Origin of the sequence: Thioclava dalianensis (assembly GCF_000715505.1) — a bacterium.
Classification (GTDB): domain Bacteria; phylum Pseudomonadota; class Alphaproteobacteria; order Rhodobacterales; family Rhodobacteraceae; genus Thioclava; species Thioclava dalianensis.
This window is the reverse complement of the sequence record NZ_JHEH01000001.1, coordinates 292,938-307,092: the sequence shown is the minus strand read 5'-3', so window position 1 is coordinate 307,092 and position 14,155 is coordinate 292,938. Positions and strand designations below refer to the sequence as shown.

At 63.9% G+C, this 14,155-nt stretch carries 16 protein-coding genes; 13 read left to right on the top strand and 3 right to left on the bottom strand.

What is annotated here, in order from left to right:
• The first annotated feature begins 7 nt into the window (after positions 1-7).
• The 6 genes from DL1_RS01560 to DL1_RS01535 all read left to right on the top strand — a co-directional run bounded on the left by DL1_RS01560 (position 8) and on the right by DL1_RS01535 (position 5,637).
• Positions 8-958: an MBL fold metallo-hydrolase gene (locus DL1_RS01560; RefSeq protein WP_038061377.1), complete on the top strand. Its 951-nt coding sequence runs from the start codon at positions 8-10 to the stop codon at positions 956-958.
• Between the two features lie 32 nt (positions 959-990).
• Positions 991-2,547 (top strand): FAD-dependent oxidoreductase, encoded by a 1,557-nt coding sequence (locus DL1_RS01555; RefSeq protein ID WP_038061375.1) that lies wholly within the window; start codon positions 991-993, stop codon positions 2,545-2,547.
• On the top strand, positions 2,544-2,780 hold the full coding sequence (locus DL1_RS01550) for a DUF2783 domain-containing protein (RefSeq protein ID WP_038061372.1): 237 nt from the start codon (positions 2,544-2,546) through the stop codon (positions 2,778-2,780). Before DL1_RS01555 ends, DL1_RS01550 begins: the two co-directional genes overlap by 4 nt.
• A 63-nt stretch (positions 2,781-2,843) precedes the next feature.
• Positions 2,844-3,884, top strand: a complete 1,041-nt coding sequence (locus tag DL1_RS01545; protein ID WP_038061368.1) for a TRAP transporter substrate-binding protein — start codon at positions 2,844-2,846, stop codon at positions 3,882-3,884.
• Positions 3,881-4,327: a TRAP transporter small permease gene (locus tag DL1_RS01540; protein WP_051693232.1), complete on the top strand. Its 447-nt coding sequence runs from the start codon at positions 3,881-3,883 to the stop codon at positions 4,325-4,327. The genes DL1_RS01545 and DL1_RS01540 overlap by 4 nt, the downstream gene beginning before the upstream one ends.
• A complete protein-coding gene (locus tag DL1_RS01535; RefSeq protein WP_038061365.1) occupies positions 4,324-5,637 on the top strand; it encodes a TRAP transporter large permease in 1,314 nt (437 codons plus the stop codon). Before DL1_RS01540 ends, DL1_RS01535 begins: the two co-directional genes overlap by 4 nt.
• A gap of 11 nt (positions 5,638-5,648) precedes the next feature.
• Here DL1_RS01535 and DL1_RS01530 read toward each other — a convergent pair whose 3' ends face one another.
• Positions 5,649-6,131: a MarR family winged helix-turn-helix transcriptional regulator gene (locus DL1_RS01530; protein ID WP_051693231.1), complete on the bottom strand. Its 483-nt coding sequence runs from the start codon at positions 6,129-6,131 to the stop codon at positions 5,649-5,651.
• A gap of 60 nt (positions 6,132-6,191) precedes the next feature.
• Positions 6,192-6,683, bottom strand: coding sequence for a homoprotocatechuate degradation operon regulator HpaR (gene hpaR, locus DL1_RS01525; RefSeq protein ID WP_038061362.1), 492 nt, complete (start codon positions 6,681-6,683; stop codon positions 6,192-6,194).
• 109 nt (positions 6,684-6,792) lie between these two features.
• Between hpaR and DL1_RS01520 the strand changes: the two genes are divergently transcribed.
• From DL1_RS01520 to DL1_RS01490, 7 genes are read left to right on the top strand one after another with little or no spacing between them, the layout of a single operon-like run.
• Positions 6,793-7,200 (top strand): 5-carboxymethyl-2-hydroxymuconate Delta-isomerase, encoded by a 408-nt coding sequence (locus DL1_RS01520; RefSeq protein WP_038061359.1) that lies wholly within the window; start codon positions 6,793-6,795, stop codon positions 7,198-7,200.
• Positions 7,193-8,701, top strand: coding sequence for a 5-carboxymethyl-2-hydroxymuconate semialdehyde dehydrogenase (gene hpaE, locus DL1_RS01515; protein WP_038061356.1), 1,509 nt, complete (start codon positions 7,193-7,195; stop codon positions 8,699-8,701). The genes DL1_RS01520 and hpaE overlap by 8 nt, the downstream gene beginning before the upstream one ends.
• A gap of 60 nt (positions 8,702-8,761) precedes the next feature.
• Positions 8,762-9,742 carry a 3,4-dihydroxyphenylacetate 2,3-dioxygenase gene (gene hpaD, locus DL1_RS01510; protein WP_038061353.1) on the top strand — a complete coding sequence of 327 codons (981 nt, stop codon included), beginning with the start codon at positions 8,762-8,764 and terminating at the stop codon, positions 9,740-9,742.
• A 40-nt stretch (positions 9,743-9,782) separates the two neighbouring features.
• The gene (locus tag DL1_RS01505) at positions 9,783-11,195 is read left to right on the top strand and encodes a pyridoxal phosphate-dependent decarboxylase family protein (protein WP_038061350.1); all 1,413 of its coding nucleotides are present in this window, start codon (positions 9,783-9,785) and stop codon (positions 11,193-11,195) included.
• Positions 11,192-12,070 (top strand): fumarylacetoacetate hydrolase family protein, encoded by an 879-nt coding sequence (locus DL1_RS01500; protein ID WP_051693230.1) that lies wholly within the window; start codon positions 11,192-11,194, stop codon positions 12,068-12,070. Before DL1_RS01505 ends, DL1_RS01500 begins: the two co-directional genes overlap by 4 nt.
• On the top strand, positions 12,064-12,864 hold the full coding sequence (gene hpaH, locus DL1_RS01495; RefSeq protein ID WP_038061347.1) for a 2-oxo-hept-4-ene-1,7-dioate hydratase: 801 nt from the start codon (positions 12,064-12,066) through the stop codon (positions 12,862-12,864). The genes DL1_RS01500 and hpaH overlap by 7 nt, the downstream gene beginning before the upstream one ends.
• 6 nt (positions 12,865-12,870) lie before the next feature.
• Positions 12,871-13,632, top strand: coding sequence for an HpcH/HpaI aldolase family protein (locus DL1_RS01490; RefSeq protein WP_342726955.1), 762 nt, complete (start codon positions 12,871-12,873; stop codon positions 13,630-13,632).
• Positions 13,633-13,651: 19 nt separating this feature from the next.
• On the opposite strand, the gene DL1_RS01485 is transcribed toward DL1_RS01490, so the two are convergent.
• The gene (locus DL1_RS01485) at positions 13,652-14,107 is read right to left on the bottom strand and encodes an Lrp/AsnC family transcriptional regulator (protein ID WP_038061549.1); all 456 of its coding nucleotides are present in this window, start codon (positions 14,105-14,107) and stop codon (positions 13,652-13,654) included.
• Positions 14,108-14,155 lie beyond the last annotated feature (48 nt).

The following is a 14,155-nucleotide window of genomic DNA, read 5'->3' as shown; positions in this document are numbered from 1 at the left end:
AAGTCTCATGGCTAAAGCATTCGCATCGCAAGGCGACATGGCGGACAAGAAAATCAGCTTCACCCAAGTCGGCGAGGGGCTTTACGCCTTCACCGCCGAGGGCGATCCCAATACCGGTGTCATCATCGGCGATGAGAGCGTGATGATCGTCGAGGCGCAGGCGACCCCGCGTCTGGCGCGCAAGGTCATCGAATGCGTGCGCTCGGTCACCGACAAGCCGATCTCGCATGTGGTTCTCACCCATTACCACGCCGTCCGCGTGCTCGGCGCCTCCGCCTATGGCGCGCGCGAGATCATCATGTCCGACGTGTCTCGTGCGCAGGTCGCAGAGCGCGGCCAAGAGGATTGGGACAGCGAATTTGGCCGTTTCCCGCGCCTCTTCCAAGGGCATGACGAGATCCCGGGTCTGACCTGGCCCACCACGACGTTCTCGGACTCGATGACCGTCTATCTGGGCAAGCGCCGGGTCGACATCATGCATCTGGGCCGCGCCCATACCGCAGGTGATGCGGTGATCTGGGTGCCCGATCAAGAGGTGATGTTCACGGGCGATATCGTCGAATATCACTCCGCTTGCTATTGCGGCGACGGGCATTTCAGCGACTGGGCCGACACGCTCTCCAATATCGCAGCCTTCGAGCCGCGCGCGATTGCGCCGGGCCGGGGCGATGCGCTGGTGGGCGAAGAGATGGTGGCGCAGGCGCTCGAGAACACCGCCGATTTCGTCCGCTCGACCTATAAGCCGGTCGAACGCGTCGTGGCGCGTGGCGGCAGCCTGAAAGAGGCATGGGATGCGGTGCGCGAAGCCTGCGACCCGAAATTCGCCGATTACGCAATCTACGAGCATTGCCTGCCGTTCAACGTGGCGCGTGCCTATGACGAGGCCCGCGGGATCGACACGCCGCGGATCTGGACCGCAGAGCGCGACCGCGAAATGTGGGACGCGCTTCAGGGCTGATCGCGCAGCCAACGGCAAGGGAGGAGGAACCGATGCCCTATGATTACAAGCCATTCGACTATGTCGCACCTCCGGGGCTGAGCGCGCCGGAGGCCCGCCACAAAGTGATCATCGTGGGGGCGGGCCCGATCGGGCTTGCCGCCGCGATCGAGCTGTCCAATCACGGCGTGGGTTCGGTTGTGCTCGATGATAACAATGTCGTCTCGGTGGGCAGCCGGGCGATCTGCTGGTCGAAACGCTCGCTTGAGATCCTCGACCGTCTGGGCGTTGGCGAGAGCTGCGTCCAGAAGGGCGTGACATGGAAGGTCGGGCGCACCCATCACGGCGCGCGCGAGGTCTTCAACTTCGATCTGCTGCCCGAAGGCGGTCACAAGATGCCCGCCTTCGTGAACCTGCAGCAATATTACGTCGAGGAATATCTGGCCGCTCAGGCGCAGGCCAATCCGCTGATTGATCTGCGCTTCAAGAACAAGGTCACGGGGCTGCAACAAAAGCCCGATTGCACGCAGATCGAGATCGAGACGCCCGATGGCGCCTACAGCCTTGAGGCCGAGTATCTGCTGGCCTGTGACGGGGCGCGTTCTGCGATCCGCACGATGATGGGGCTGGACTTCGAAGGCGTGCTCTTTGAAGAGCGCTTCTTGATCGCCGATATCGTGATGCAATCGGATTTCCCCTCGGAGCGCTGGTTCTGGTTTGAGCCGGAATTTCACGCGGGCCAATCGGCGCTGCTGCACAAGCAGCCCGACAATATCTACCGCATCGATCTGCAGCTTGGCTGGGAGGCCGATCCCGAGCAGGAGCGCAAGCCCGAGCGGATCATTCCGCGCATCGAGAAGGCGCTGGGGCGGTCCGATTTCACGCTCGACTGGACCTCGATCTACACGTTCCAATGTCGGCGGCTTGAGAAATTCGTGCATGACCGGGTGATTTTCGTGGGCGACAGCGCTCATGTCGTCTCGCCCTTCGGGGCGCGGGGCGGCAATGGTGGCTTGCAAGATGTCGACGCGCTTGGCTGGCGTCTGGCCGCTATCGTCAAGGGCGAGGGCGGGCCTGCGCTGCTTGAGCGCTATGATCTCGAGCGCACCTATGGCTCGGATGAAAATATCGCTAATTCCAGCCGTACGACGCGCTTCATGTCGCCGCGCGCGGGCGCTGAGCGGGTCTTCCGCGACGCGGTTCTTGCGCTCTCGGAACATGCCGGTTTCGCGCGACCGATGGTGAATTCGGGCCGCCTGAGCGTGCCCTGCACCTATCCGCTCACCGACGCCCCCGATTGCGAGGCCATGCCGCGCGCAACCCGGCCCGGATCGGTGGCGCAGGACGCGCCTTTGGGCAATGACTGGCTGATGTCGCGGCTTGCGGGCAGGTTTTGCCTGCTGGCCATCGGCACGCAGGCTCCGGACATCGCGGGGCTGCAAGCGGTCGAGCTGGACATCACGCCCGAGCTGCGCACGCGCTATCTGGGTCAGGCCGGGCAGGGGCTCTATCTGATCCGCCCCGATCAGGTCGTGGCCGCGCGCTGGGAACAGGCGAATGCACAAAGCATCGCCACCCATTACGCCGCGATCCGGGAGGGCCGGGCATGAGTTTGATCACGCACCTCAATCTCAAGGACCACGACGCGCTTTATGAACGGCTGATCGCCGCCCATGAGGGGCTGTCAGAGGCCGAGAGCGCCGCGCTCAATGCCCGGCTGGTTCTGATCTTGATGAACCATATCGGCGAGCGCGACGTGCTGGAGGCGGCCTTTGATCTCGCAACCCGGGCCGGATCGAAGGAAGGGCTTGCGCAGGCGCGTCCGATCTCGAACACTCATTAACGTGTTAAGCTGTGGCTTGGGGGGAGGAGAGACCCGCGGCCATCTCACTCAACGGAGGATCTCATGAAGACAACCTATACCAAGCGCGCATTCCTTGGCACGGCCGCTGCGGCAGGTGCCGCCCTTGCGCTGCCCGCCATTCCCGCGCGCGCCGCCGGCGTCGATCTTGTCCTGTCCAGCTGGCTGCCGCCGCGCCACCCGATCGTGGTCGATGCGATCAAGCCTTGGGCCAAGGATATCGAGAAAGCCACCGAGGGCCGCGTGCGCATCCGGGTGCTGGCCAAGCCTCTGGGCTCACCGCCTGCGCATTTCGACATGGCGCGCGACGGGATTGCCGATATCACCTACGGGCTGCACAGCTTCACGCAGGACGACCGTTTCAAGAATTCCCGCGTCGGTCAGTTCAGCTTTCTGGGCAATGACGCCGTGTCGATGTCCGAGGCGTTCTGGACCGTCTATACCGAGAAGCTCGGCGCGGCGAAGGAACATGCGGGCACCCATCTTCTGGGCCTGTTCAACCACGGCCCCGGGATGATCCATAACAACAAGCGCCCGATCAACAAGATCGAGGATCTGCAAGGCCTCAAGATGCGCGTGCCGGGCGGTTATATCGCCGATCTGATGAGCCATTTCGGCGTCGAGACGATCTTTACCCCCTCGGGCGAGGTCTATGAGAAGCTCTCGCGCGGGGTCGTTGACGGGGTGACCTTCCCCTATGACGCGATTGCCTCGTTCAACCTTGCGAAATACCTCAAATACACCAGCACGATCCCCGGTGGCATCTATAACACGACATGGTTCTTGGTGATGAACCCGGGCAAATGGGACGCGATCTCGCCCGCCGATCAAAAGGCGATCAGCGATCTGTCGGGCCTGTCCTTTGCCACCCGCGTGGGCAAGGCATGGAACGGCGCGGATGACCGGGGCAAGAAAGCGGCCAAAGAGGGCGGCATGGTGGCCGAGGTCGCACCGACCGAAGTGCTTGATGCGATCAAGACGCAGGCGGGTGTCTTCGAGGGCCAATGGTCTGACAGTCTCGCCTCGGGCTATGACGGGCGCGCCGCTCTGGCCGAGTTCCGCAAAATGACGGGCGTCAAAGTATGATTGCACGCGCGCGCTTCGTTCTGGAGGCGATCGCGGCTGGGTTGGTGACGGGGTTGATCCTCGTCACCTGCACCGATGTGATCGGTCGCTACCTCCTCAACAACCCGCTCACCGGTGCCTATGAGATCACCCAAGTCCTGCTGGGCGCGCTGGTTTTCGTGGCGATGCCGCTGACCACGGCCAGGGGCGGCCATGTCGAGGTCGATCTGCTGGTGCCGCTTCTGCCAAAGGTGATGCAGCGCGCACTGGCCCGGATCGGGGGCGCGATTGCGGCCCTTGTCATGGCCTATTTCGCATGGCGGCTGATCAGCCTCACGCAAGACCAGTTTCACACACAGATCGCCACATCGGGGCTCGGGATCAGGCTTTGGTATCTCGGCGCGATTGGTGTGCTCAGCTTTGCCGTCTCGGCGGTGGTGGCCCTGCTTCGGAGACCCGAATGACGATTTCCCTGATAGCCTTTGCCATCCTGCTGGTGCTGGTCTTCGTGCGCGTGCCGATTGCCTTTGCGATGGCGCTCGTGGGCGGGGCGGGCTTTGCCGCGATGCGCGGGACCGAGGCTGCGGGCGCGATGGTCGGCAATGCCGTCTTCGAGACCGGCATGAACTATTCGCTCTCAGTCGTGCCGCTGTTCATCTTCATGGGCAATGTGCTGGCCGGATCGGGCATTGCGAGCGGCTTGTTCAACGGCGCGGATCGGGTCTTTGGCCGGATGCGCGGGGGGCTCGCCATGGCCACGATTCTGAGCTGTGGTGGTTTCTCCGCGGTCTGTGGCTCATCGCTTGCCACGGCGGCCACGATGTCCAAGGTCGCGATGCCCTCGATGCGGCGCTTTGGCTATGACGACTCGATTGCCACAGGCTCGATTGCGGCGGGCGGCACGCTGGGCATCCTGATCCCGCCTTCGGTCATCATGATCATCTTCGGCCTGCTCACCGAAAGCGATATCGGCAAGCTGTTCATCGCGGGTATCCTGCCGGGCGTCCTTGGCATCTGCCTTTATCTGGTCGCGGTGATGGTGGCGGTGCGCCTCAAGCCCGAATTGGCGCCCAAGGTGCGCAGGCCCCAGTCGATGTCGCGCAGCGATATGATCGGCGTGCTGGCGACGCTGGCGCTGTTTATCTTCATCATGGTGGGGATTTACGGCGGGTTCTTCACGCCGATTGAGGCGGCGGGCATGGGGGCTGCGGCCGCCGTCGTGATCGCCCTGGCGGTGGGCGGCTTGCGGGCAAAGGTGCTTTGGGTTGCGCTGATCGATGCCGCGATTGCCTCGGCCATGATCTTTGCCATCGTGATCGGCGCCGAGATCTTTGGCAATTTCGTCACCTTTGCAGGCCTGCCTGATGCGCTGGCCGATCTGGTCAATACGCTGGGCCTTGGCGGCTATGAGGTGATCATCGCCATCGTGCTGATCTACATGGTGCTGGGCATGGTGCTTGAAAGCCTGTCGATGATCTTGCTGACGGTGCCGATCTTCTACCCGCTGATCTATCAGCTCGATTTCGGCTCGGGCGTGCTGTCGAACCCCGATAATGCGCTGATCTGGTTCGCGGTGATTGTCGTGGTCGCGACCGAGATCTCGCTGATAACCCCGCCTGTGGGCATGAATGTCTTTGTGCTGCGCTCTGTGCTGCCCGATGTGCCGCTCGCGACGATGTTTCGCGGGATCCTGTGGTTCTGGGTGGCCGATATCGTGCGGATCAGCCTGATCGTGGCCTTCCCGGCGATCTCCTTGTGGCTGGTGGGCGGCTAGGCGGCGTGCCCTCAACTCCGGGGCGGGCGCGCCTCGGAGGGGGGCGCGCTCTGGGCGCGGGTCTCGATATCGAGGCGCATCGTCTCGATCAGCGCGTTCACACCTGTCTCAAGGGCTGCGCGCCCGCCGGGCGGCAGCGCCTCCAGCATCGACTGGGCGCGCGCATTCACCTTGCCGCGCGCCTCTTGATACATCTCGCGCCCCTGCGGCGTGCATTCATATTCGCGCAACCGCCGGTCGCTGTCGGGAATATGGCGTATGATCAACCCCTTGGCTTCAAGGCGGGCAGCGGCGCGGCTGACCTGCACCTTGTCGAGCGTCGTGCGCCGCGCAATGTCGAGCGAGCTGATCCGACCGACCCCGTCGAGGATCGACATGAGCCGCCATTCCTCCCGCGTGAGCCCGTATTCGCGGGCATAGACATCCTGCAGATTGCGCGAAAACGCATCCGCGGCAATCGCGAGGCGATAGGGAAAGAACTCTTCGAGCTTCATGCGGGCTCCGATCTGCAGCGACAGTCTAAAAGAGTTTCATTCGCAATGAAACGATCTCCGTCAAGCCCCGGACGGCGGGTCGCGCGGCTCAAGCACCTGCATGAACGCATCGAGTTCGTCGAGAAGCCGCTCGATCCGCTCCGCGCCAAGTTCGGCCTCAAGCTGTGCGTAGATCTTGGCGCTTTGCGGGGCGGCGGCGTGCAAGATCGCCTCGCCCCTCGGGTTGAGCACGACGCGCGTGCGTCGTCGGTCCTCGGCATCGCGCTGGGTCGAGATCAGCCCGCGCGTCTCAAGGCTGCGCAGCATCCGCGTGAGCGAGGGGGCCAGAACGCAGGCCCGCTCGGCCAGCGTCTTGGCATCGAGCGGCCCGCTTTCGCGCAGCACCCGCATGACCCGCCATTGCTGCTCGGTCACATCATGGGCGTTCAGCAGGGGACGAAACCGCTCCATCACCCGCTCGCGCGCGCGCAACAGCGCAATCGGCAGCGAGCGGTGCGGCGCATGCAACTCAAGCCCGTCACGAAGCGGGGGCGGGGGGGATGTCTCGGCCATGCGGCTTGGCTCCTGTTTCGGATGCCCGCAACATCACGAGATTTTCCCGAGTTGACAAGTCGGACTAAAATTAACATGTTAATTAAAATGCGTCGTGAGGAGGACCGCCATGCCCCATCTGACACTCGAATATTCCCCGGGTCTGGCAGCTCGGGCCGATATTCCCGCGCTCTGCCGGGCGCTGCATAGCGCGATCTGCGAGGCCGGGATCTTTCCGCTGGGCGGCATCCGGGTGCGCGCCTATTGCGCCGATCACGCGATTGTCGGTGACGGTCTGCCCGAGAACGACTTTGCCGCGCTCGGTTTCGCGGTGGCCTCCGGGCGCAGCCCCGAGGCATTGCGCGCGGCGGGCGATCTTATCTTTGCCGCAGCGAGGCAAGCATTAGCCGAACCTCTGGCCACGCCCCATTTCACGCTTTCCTTCGAGATCCGCGAGATCAACCCAGATCTCAGTTGGAAACAGAACTCGATCCATGCCCGTCTGGCGGGCCAAACCAAGGGGGCGGCCCATGGGTGATCTGAGCGACAATCTGGCCCGCGCGCAGGGCTATATCGCGCATTTCGCCAAGACGGGCGTGTGCAATCACATCGCCGGACAAAGCGTGGCGGCGCAATCGGGCGAGACCTTCGAGACGCTCTCGCCGGTCGATCTGGCGCCGCTGGCGCAAGTGGCCAAGGGCGGGGCTGCGGACATCGACGCGGCCGTTGCGGCGGCGAAAGCGGCCTTCCCGAGCTGGTCGAAGACGCCGGGTTCCGAGCGCCGCCGGATCCTCATTCAGGTGGCCGAGGCGATCGAGGCCAATGCCGAGCGGATCGCCTTTACCGAGTGTCTCGACACCGGGCAGGCGCTGCGATTCATGTCCAAGGCGGCGCTTCGCGGAGCGGCCAATTTCCGTTTCTTCGCCGATAAGGCGCCTTCGGCGGAGGATGGTTTAAGCCTGCGCAACGCCAATCAGATGAATGTCACCTCGCGCCGTCCCATCGGTCCGGTAGGCGTGATCACGCCGTGGAACACGCCCTTCATGCTGTCCACATGGAAGATCGCCCCGGCGCTCGCGGCGGGCTGCACGGTGGTGCATAAACCCGCCGAGTTCTCGCCGATGACCGCCAAGCTGTTGGTCGAGATCGCGGAAGAGGCGGGGCTGCCCAAGGGCGTCTTGAACCTTGTGAACGGCTTTGGCGAGGATGCGGGCAAGCGCCTGACCGAGCATCCCGACATCAAGGCGATTGCTTTTGTGGGCGAAAGCCGCACCGGCTCGATGATCATGCGCCAAGGTGCCGACACGCTCAAACGGGTCCATTTCGAGCTGGGCGGCAAGAACCCGGTGATTGTCTTCGAGGATGCCGATCTGGATCGCGCCGCCGACGCTGCGAGCTTCATGATCTATTCGCTCAATGGCGAGCGCTGCACCTCATCCTCGCGGCTTTTGGTGCATCACAACATCTATGAGGCCTTCACCGCCCGCGTGGCCAAAGTGGCGCAGGGGCTCAAGGTCGGCCATCCGCTCGATCCGCAAACCGTGGTGGGCCCGCTCATCCATCCCGAGCACGAGGCCAAGGTGCTGGCCTATTTCGACCGGGCGCGCATTGAAGGGGCCACCATCGCCGCAGGCGGCCAGAAGCTGGGCGAGACCGGCTGCTATATCGCGCCGACGCTGTTCACCGATGTGCGCAACGACATGGCGATTGCGCAGGAGGAGATCTTTGGTCCGGTGCTCAGTGCGATCCCGTTTCACGACGACGCCGAGGCACTGGCGCTGGCCAATGACGTGCCCTATGGGCTCGCCGCCTATCTCTGGACCCGCGATCTCGACCGCGCGATGCAGATGACAGACGCGCTTGAGGCTGGGATGATTTGGGTGAATTCCGAGAATGTGCGCCATCTGCCCGCGCCTTTTGGTGGGGTGAAGGCCAGCGGGATCGGGCGCGATGGCGGCGATTGGTCGTTCGATTTCTACATGGAGACGGTGAACGTCTCCTTTCCGCGCAAGATCCACGCCGTGCCGAAGCTCGGCTGAGACATTTTCCGGGCGGCCGAGGAGGGGCGCCCGGTCCGATCCAATCTCTGGGAGAGAGACATGCCCATTCCGGCCCCGAACCTGTACCCGCCCTTCAACATCCTGCGCCTGAGCCATGTCATCCTTGGTGTGCGGGATCTGGCCGCGAGCCGTGCGTTTTATGTCGATACGCTGGGGCTTCAGGTCACGGATGAGGATGCCGGGCATATCTTTCTGCGCGCGATGGAGGAGCGTGGCCATCACTGCATGGTGTTGGTGAAATCCGAAGACCCGGATGTGCGCGCGCTGGCCTTCAAGGTTTTTGACGAGGCCGAGCTCGACAAGGCGCATGACTGGTTCGCAGCCCAAGGTCTGCCCGTCGCATGGGTCGAGCGCGCCTATCAGGGCCGGACGCTGCGCACGCAGGACTGTTTCGGCATGCCCATCGAGTTCTATTTCCAGATGGACCGTCTGCCCCCGATCCACCAGAAATATGCGCTCTACAAGGGCGTCAAGCCGCTGCGGATCGACCATTTCAACTGTTTTGCGAGCGACGTGGACCGCGCGGTGGACTTCTACAACCAGATCGGCTTTCGCGTCACCGAATATACCGAAGATGAGGACACCGGGCGTCTTTGGGCGGCATGGACCCATCGCAAGGGCGGCGTGCATGACATTGCTTTCACCTCCGGGACCGGGCCACGGCTGCATCACACGGCCTTTTGGGTGCCCACGCCGCTCAACATCATCGATCTGTGCGATTTGATGGCCACGACCGGCTATGTCGCCAATATCGAGCGCGGGCCGGGCCGGCACGGGATCTCGAATGCATTCTTCCTCTATATTCTCGACCCGGACGGCCACCGTATCGAGATTTACTGCTCGGATTACCAGACGGTCGATCCCGATCTGGAGCCGATCAAATGGGATCTCAAGGATCCGCAGCGCCAGACGCTGTGGGGGGCGCCTGCGCCGCGCAGCTGGTTCGAGAACGGCGCGTGCTTTGCGGGCGTAACCCCGGTGCAAAGCGACATGAAGGCCACGCCGATCATCGCGCCCTGAGCGCGGCCCCGGCACGCAAGACCCTTGCAGGAGAGACAGGATGGACGCTCAGGATTTTGAAACATGGTCGCAGCGCGCCGCGTCATGGGGCGTGACATATCGCGAAACGCTTGAGGCTCGCCCGGTGCGTGCGCGCACCAAACCGGGTGAGATCTACCGCGCGATCCCGCCCAATCCGCCCGAGACCGGCTGCGAGATGGCGCAGATCTTCGACGAGTTCGAGGCTCTGATCGAGCCGGGCATGACGCATTGGCAGCACCCGCGCTTCTTTGCGTATTTTCCGAGCAATGCAGCCCCGGTCTCTGTGGTGGCGGAATATCTGGTCACCGCAATGGCCGCGCAATGCATGCTCTGGCAGACCTCTCCGGCAGCAACCGAGCTGGAAACCCGGATGATGGAATGGCTGCGCGATGCGCTGGGGCTGCCCGAGACATTCTCGGGGGTCATTCAGGACAGCGCCTCCTCGGCGACGCTGGCGGCAGTCTTGATGATGCGTGAGCGCGCGCTCAATTGGCAGGGCAATCGCGCAGGGCTCAGCCATGCGCCGCGCCTGCGGATCTATTGCTCCGATCAGGTGCATTCCTCGATTGACCGCGCGATCTGGATTGCGGGGATCGGGCAGGAGAACCTAGTGAAACTGGCCGCTGACCCGAAGAGCGGCGCGCTGCCGCCCGAGGCGCTGGAGGCCGCGATCCGCGCCGATCTGGCAGCCGGATATCAGCCCGCCGGGGTGATCGGCTGCGTCGGCGCGACCAGCACCGGGGCCTGCGACGATATCGGATCGCTGGTTGCGGTCGCACATGCCCATGATCTTCTGGTGCATGTCGATGCGGCTTGGGCGGGTTCGGCGATGATCTGTCCTGAGTTCCGCGCGCTTTGGGACGGGGTTGAAGGCGCGGATTCCGTCGTCTTCAATCCGCATAAATGGCTGGGCGCGTCTTTTGATTGCTCGGCCCATTTCATTCGCGACCCCGAGATGCTTGTGCGCACGCTGGCGATCCAGCCCGAATATCTCAAGACCCATGGGCAGGACGGGATTGTCAATTATTCCGAATGGTCGATCCCGCTGGGCCGCCGCTTCCGGGCGCTCAAACTGTGGTTCTTGCTGCGCTTTCACGGGCTTGAAGGGCTGCGCGCGATGATCCGCGATCACGTCCGTTGGGCGGGAGTTTTGCATGACCGGCTGGCCGCAACCCCGGGGGTGGAGATCGTGACCGCGCCGGTGCTCTCGCTGTTCTCGTTTCGCCGCGCGGGGGCCTCGGAGGAAGACACCATCGCGCATCTGAGCGCCATCAATGAGGATGGGCGGATCTATCTCACGCAGACGCGGGTGGGCTCCGGGCTTGCGATCCGCTTTCAGGCTGGGTCTTTTGCGATGAGCGCGTCCGACATCGACATCGCCTATAGTGCCATTCTCGATGGTCTGGGTCTTGGACAGGAGGGGGCATCATGAGCCCGACACTGCCGCGCATCGCGGCGTTTCGCAAAAGTGGTACGGATCGCTACGGCGTCGTGCTGGAGGGCGGCATCGTCGATCTGAGCGCAGAGTTCGGCGCGCGGTTTGCGACGCTTCAGCAGGTCGTGGAGGCGGGCGCTCTGGAAGAGGTGATCGCGGCGGCAGAAGGCCGCGCGCCCGATTGGCGGAGCGATGAGGTCGACTTCCTGATCCCGATCGCCGCGCCGGAAAAGCTGATCTGCATCGGCGTGAATTTTCCCGACCGAAACGCGGAATACAAGGACGGGCAGGCTGCCCCGCCCTATCCGTCGATGTTCATCCGTTTTGCGCGCAGCTTCACCGGACATGATCAACCGCTGATCCGTCCGCCCGAAAGCCCGCAGCTTGATTATGAGGGCGAGGTGGTGATCGTGATCGGCAAAGGCGGGCGGCGGATCGCGCAGGCCGATGCCTATGACCACATCGCGGCGCTGAGCCTGTGCAATGAAGGCACGATCCGCGACTGGGTGCGCCACGCCAAGTTCAACGTCACGCAGGGCAAGAACTGGGACTGCTCGGGCGCGATGGGGCCGTGGCTCGTGCCGTTTCGCGAGGCCGCGCAGCTCGATGATATCGAGCTGAGCACGCGGGTGAACGGAGAGCTGCGTCAGCACGACCGCACGGGGCGAATGATCTTCGATTTCCGCTATATCGTGAATTACGTATCGACCTTCACGACGCTGGTGCCGGGCGATGTGATCGTGTGCGGCACGCCGACCGGCGCGGGCGCGCGGTTCGATCCGCCGATCTGGTTGCGCCCGGGCGATGTGATCGAGGTCGAGGCCGAGGGCATCGGCTGTTTGCGCAACACCGTTGCGGATGAGCCATGCTGAGCGCCGCCGAAATCACCGCCGCCGCCGATGATCTGCTCGACGCCGAGCGCGGGCGTCACCAGATCGGCCTTTTGAGCCTGCGCCATCCGCAGATCACGCTTGAGGATGCCTATGCGATCCAGAGCGCGCAGATGGCGCGCAAGCTTGCGCAGGGGCGGCGCATTCTGGGCTGGAAGATCGGGCTGACCTCAAAGGTGATGCAGGCAGCGCTTGGGATCGACACACCGGATTCCGGCGTGCTCTATAACGATATGCTGTTTCAAAGTGGCGCGACCGTGCCTGCGGGCCGTTTCATCCAGCCGCGCATCGAGGCCGAGATTGCCTTTGTGATGAAGGGCCCGCTCAGCGGCTCAGTGACCCGCGAGGCAGTGCTGGCGGCGACCGATTATGTCACGCCCGCGCTTGAGATCCTCGACACGCGGATCTTGCGCCACGACCCGGCCACCGGGACCGCGCGCAAGATCTTTGACACCGTGGCCGACAATGCCGCCAATGCGGGGATCGTGCTGGGAGAGACCCGCCACGCGCCCGATGCGGTCGATCTGCGCTGGACCGGGGCGATCCTCCGCAAGGATGGCGCGGTCGAGGCGACAGGGCTTGGGGCTGCGGTGCTCGATGATCCGGTGACGGGCCTTGTCTGGCTCGCTCGGCGGATGGGTCAATATGCGCAGCGCATCGAGCCGGGGCAGGTGATCCTCTCGGGCTCGTTCATTGCGCCCATCGAATGCCCGCCGGGCACGGCCATCGCGGCGGATTACGGCCCGTTCGGCCAGATTTCCATTGATTTTGCATGAGGTGACATGATGCCCGCCCCCGAAAACCGTTTCAAAGCCCGACTGCGCAGGGGCGAGACCCAGATCGGCCTTTGGCTGGGCCTTGGCGACCCGTCGGTGACGGAACTGGCGAGCCATTGCGGCTTTGACTGGCTGGTGATTGACGGCGAGCACGGGCCCAACGGTCTGCGCGATATTCTGGCGCAGCTGCGCGCCATGCGCACCGAGACCCATCCGGTCGTGCGGGTGCGCGATGACAACCGTGCCGAGATCAAGCAGATGCTCGATATCGGCGCGCAGACGATCCTCGTGCCGATGATCGAGAGCGCCGCGCAGGCGCGCGCGGTGGTGCGCTCGATGCGCTATCCGCCCGAAGGCGTGCGCGGCGTAGGCGCGGCGCTGGCCCGCGCCTCGGCCTATAATAGCTGCCCGGAGTATCTGGAAACGGCGAATGCGCAGACCTGCCTCTTGTTGCAGGTCGAAAGCCGGGCGGGGCTTGAGGCGCTTGACGAAATCGCAGCGCTTGATGGGGTGGATGGGGTCTTTATCGGGCCTGCCGATCTTGCCGCTGATCTGGGCTATCTGGGCCAGCCAGAGGCTAAGCCTGTGCAAGAAACCGTGCGCGATGCGTTGCGGCGCATTCAAGCCTGCGGCACGGCGGCGGGTATTCTGACCTCGGATCGGGCGCTGGCGCAAAGCTATGCCGATCTGGGTGTTGCGTTTCTGGCCGTGGGCTCGGATGTGGGCGTGTTGGGGGCGGGGCTGCGCGCCTTGCGGGCGGCCTTCTGACAGGGGTGTTCGCCGCGCCTCAGATCGGCAGCGGCGCGTCAGGCTTGAACTGATCCATCACGATCTGGCTTTGCACCCGCGCAACGATCGGATGGGCCAGCAGGATCTGATGGATCAGCCGGTTGAGCGCGGCCAGATCCGGGCAATAGACTCGCAGCAGGTAATCGGCCTCGCCGGTCAGGGTCCATGCCGAGACGATCTCGGGCTGCATCGAGACCAGCCGGGAGAACTGCCGCGTGGACTCCGCACCATGGGTGGTCATTTGCACCTGCACGAAAGCCTGTACGTTGAGATCCAGCCGCGCCGGGTCCAGCTTCGCCCCGTAGCCGCGAATGAGCCCCTCGGCCTCCAGCCTCTGGCGTCGCCGCCCGATCTGACTGGCCGACAGGTTCAACCGCTCGCTCAGCTCCTGCGCGGTGAGCTGGGCGTTGGCTTGAAGCTCCGCAAGGAGGCGTTTGTCTGTTTGATCGATCATGCGCATAGACTGCGCCGTTTTGGCAATATGCGCAAGATCCACGCATGG

Bases quoted from the DNA above. Each gene is read 5' to 3' on its own strand.
- DL1_RS01560 (WP_038061377.1), top strand. From the start codon at position 8: ATGGCTAAAGCATTCGCATCGCAAGGCGACATGGCGGACAAGAAAATC.
- DL1_RS01555 (WP_038061375.1), top strand. From the start codon at position 991: ATGCCCTATGATTACAAGCCATTCGACTATGTCGCACCTCCGGGGCTG.
- DL1_RS01550 (WP_038061372.1), top strand. From the start codon at position 2,544: ATGAGTTTGATCACGCACCTCAATCTCAAGGACCACGACGCGCTTTAT.
- DL1_RS01545 (WP_038061368.1), top strand. From the start codon at position 2,844: ATGAAGACAACCTATACCAAGCGCGCATTCCTTGGCACGGCCGCTGCG.
- DL1_RS01540 (WP_051693232.1), top strand. From the start codon at position 3,881: ATGATTGCACGCGCGCGCTTCGTTCTGGAGGCGATCGCGGCTGGGTTG.
- DL1_RS01535 (WP_038061365.1), top strand. From the start codon at position 4,324: ATGACGATTTCCCTGATAGCCTTTGCCATCCTGCTGGTGCTGGTCTTC.
- DL1_RS01530 (WP_051693231.1), bottom strand. From the start codon at position 6,131: ATGAAGCTCGAAGAGTTCTTTCCCTATCGCCTCGCGATTGCCGCGGAT.
- hpaR (WP_038061362.1), bottom strand. From the start codon at position 6,683: ATGGCCGAGACATCCCCCCCGCCCCCGCTTCGTGACGGGCTTGAGTTG.
- DL1_RS01520 (WP_038061359.1), top strand. From the start codon at position 6,793: ATGCCCCATCTGACACTCGAATATTCCCCGGGTCTGGCAGCTCGGGCC.
- hpaE (WP_038061356.1), top strand. From the start codon at position 7,193: ATGGGTGATCTGAGCGACAATCTGGCCCGCGCGCAGGGCTATATCGCG.
- hpaD (WP_038061353.1), top strand. From the start codon at position 8,762: ATGCCCATTCCGGCCCCGAACCTGTACCCGCCCTTCAACATCCTGCGC.
- DL1_RS01505 (WP_038061350.1), top strand. From the start codon at position 9,783: ATGGACGCTCAGGATTTTGAAACATGGTCGCAGCGCGCCGCGTCATGG.
- DL1_RS01500 (WP_051693230.1), top strand. From the start codon at position 11,192: ATGAGCCCGACACTGCCGCGCATCGCGGCGTTTCGCAAAAGTGGTACG.
- hpaH (WP_038061347.1), top strand. From the start codon at position 12,064: ATGCTGAGCGCCGCCGAAATCACCGCCGCCGCCGATGATCTGCTCGAC.
- DL1_RS01490 (WP_342726955.1), top strand. From the start codon at position 12,871: ATGATGCCCGCCCCCGAAAACCGTTTCAAAGCCCGACTGCGCAGGGGC.
- DL1_RS01485 (WP_038061549.1), bottom strand. From the start codon at position 14,107: ATGATCGATCAAACAGACAAACGCCTCCTTGCGGAGCTTCAAGCCAAC.